The following is a 1,951-nucleotide window of genomic DNA, read 5'->3' on the forward strand; positions in this document are numbered from 1 at the left end:
AATGACAGCCCACGCATGAAAGCGATGCATCAGCGGCTTGAACAACTGGGTCTGAACCCGGGCGAGCCGGGCAAGGGCCGCAATGTCTGGTTCTGTCTTGGCTATACTTTGGCCTGCAAGGACAGCGCCGTGGTGGCGCTGCATGATTGCGATATCGTCACCTACAAGCGCGACATGCTGGCACGGCTGGTCTATCCGCTGGCCAATCCGAATTTCCCCTATCAATTGTCCAAGGGCTATTACCCGCGCGTTGGTGACGGCAAGCTGAACGGCCGCGTCAGCCGCCTGTTGGTCAGCCCGATCCTGATCGCGTTGAAAAAGGTGATCGGCGACCGCGATTATCTCGATTTCCTGCGCTCGTTCCGCTATCCGCTGTCCGGCGAATTCGCCATGCGCATCGCGCCGCTGCCCGACCTGCGGATTCCGTCCGACTGGGGGCTTGAGATCGGCGTCCTGTCCGAAGCCTGGCGCAATCTGGCACCGAAATCGGTCTGTCAGGTCGAGATCGCCGATAATTACGATCACAAGCATCAGCCGGTCTCGCAAGAGGATGCCACCACCGGGCTAAGCCGCATGTCCATCGACATCTCAAAGGCGCTGTTCCGCAAGCTGGCCGCCGATGGCACCGTCTTTAGCGAAGAAATCTTTCGCAGCCTGAAAGCCACCTATTACCGCATCGCGCTGGACCTGCTGGAAAGCTATCACGCCGACGCCCGGATGAACGGGTTGCAAATCGACCGCCATGCCGAAGAGCGGATGATCGAACTTTTTGCCCAGAACATCGTCACCGCCGGGCAGGTGTTCCTTGATAACCCGGCCGAAAGCCCGTTCATCCCGACATGGAGCCGCGTCCACGCCGCCGATCCGGCATTGATGAGCGATATGCTGCAAGCGGTGGCCGACGATTACGACGAATTCGGCTAGTCAGCGGCGGTTGGTGATCCAGCGGCACTGATAGGGCCGCATCACGATATCGCCATCCGAGGGGTGGATGATCTCGCCCGACAACAGGTCGATCCAGTCCTCGCCGCCGATCAGGTTGATCGACATAGGCGACACCGTCAGCATGTCCTTGCTGACGTTATGCAGGGCAAAGATCGACTGATCGCGTTCAAGGCTTTGGCGCCAGATACCGAAAATCCGCTGGTCCAGATGCAGGGTGAACTGGGTGGCATTCGGGTGAAACGCCTGTTGTTCACAGCGAATGCGGATGCGGTGGCGCATCCCTGCCAGAACCTGCGCATGCGCGCTGGCCGGGTCATCCAGCGCCGCCCGCAAGGCCGGGTAATCCCAACGATGCCGGTTGATCGCGCGATTGATCCCGGTTTTCGCCACCCCGTCGTGGTCATTGGGCGTGCCCAGCAGCGAATGGATGTAAAACGCCGGAATGCCCTCAAGCGCCATGGCGATGGTCTGACTGCACAGGAACCGCGCGATCTGCCATTCATCGGGGCCGTCAAACGTGCCCTTCATCGCGTCGAACCATGTGATATTCAGCTCATACGGCGCCTCGCCGCCATCGGGCAGCGCCCGCATCGACACCAGCCCGCCGAAATCGCGCACAGCGTCGATCACCTTGTCCTTTTCCTCGGGCGGCAGGATGCCCTCGGCCGGGCGCATGCCGATGCCATCATGGCTGGCGGTAAAGTTCAGATAAGCGCAGCCCAGTTGCGCCGGCGGCATGGTCGCCTGCCAGCGGTGCAGATGCTCGGCCGTGCCGCTCATCAGCGCGTGCAGCAATAGCGGCGGCAACGAGAAATTATAGATCGCGTGCGCCTCGTTGCGATTGCCGAAATAGGACAGGTTTTCGACATTCGGGACGTTGGTTTCGGTCAGCAGGATCAGCGGCTCGGTGGCGAAATCGCACAGGACCCGCATCAGTTGCACGATAGCGTGTGTCTGCGGCAGATGGATGCAACTGCTGCCGATTTCCTTCCAGATAAAAGCGACC

At 60.5% G+C, this 1,951-nt stretch carries 1 protein-coding gene and 1 pseudogene; one reads left to right on the forward strand and one right to left on the reverse strand.

Annotated features, from left to right (window positions below; translation table 11 throughout):
• The coding region (locus tag ABYW26_RS13960; RefSeq protein ID WP_372605518.1) for a glycosyl transferase at positions 1-924 on the forward strand (924 nt) is incomplete at its 5' end.
• Here the strand turns inward: ABYW26_RS13960 and ABYW26_RS13965 are convergent.
• A pseudogene (locus ABYW26_RS13965) lies at positions 925-1,951 on the reverse strand (alpha-amylase); the annotation flags it as partial.

The sequence above is a fragment of the Actibacterium sp. genome (genome assembly GCF_041584535.1).
GTDB lineage: Bacteria > Pseudomonadota > Alphaproteobacteria > Rhodobacterales > Rhodobacteraceae > Actibacterium_D.